Origin of the sequence: Bacillus sp. SIMBA_026 (assembly GCF_046535335.1) — a bacterium.
GTDB classification, from domain to species: domain Bacteria; phylum Bacillota; class Bacilli; order Bacillales; family Bacillaceae; genus Bacillus; species Bacillus velezensis.
Genome location: NZ_JAWRWX010000036.1, coordinates 1 through 422, shown reverse-complemented (window position 1 = coordinate 422; position 422 = coordinate 1). Strand labels below are relative to the sequence as shown.

Below are 422 nucleotides of genomic sequence, written 5' to 3'. Positions count from 1 at the left end.
AAGATGGCGGCGTTCGGCGCCCAACGGCGTGCTGCTTCCAAGGTCCGCGCGTGCAGCTTGGAACCAGCACATATGATGCTTCGAACGCCCGAGGCATCCACGCCCCCAGCCAGCCCCCGCTCACTGAGCAACCTGAGCATGGTGGGCACCAACACCAAGCGGGTGATGCCATCGTGGCTGATGGCGGCGTGCGCATCTCCGACGTCGAAGGACTCCAACGTATGGAACGCCGCCCCGGCATAGAGACACTCCGACAACGCGTAGAGGTTCAGGCTCGCGGACAGGGGGCCGGGGGCTAATGTGCGGTCCTGACGGGTCAGCCCGAAGAACGCGATCGATGCATCGAAGGAGACTTGCCAGGAGCGGCGTGACCGTGTGAAGGCTTTGGGCATCGCCGTGGTTCCGGATGTCAGGCCCACCAG

The 422-nt window shown here is 64.7% G+C and carries 1 protein-coding gene; it reads right to left on the bottom strand.

From position 1 onward, the window contains the following. Window positions 1-422 (bottom strand): AMP-binding protein (locus SB847_RS20550; RefSeq protein ID WP_410578405.1); only part of this gene is annotated, 422 nt, incomplete at both ends.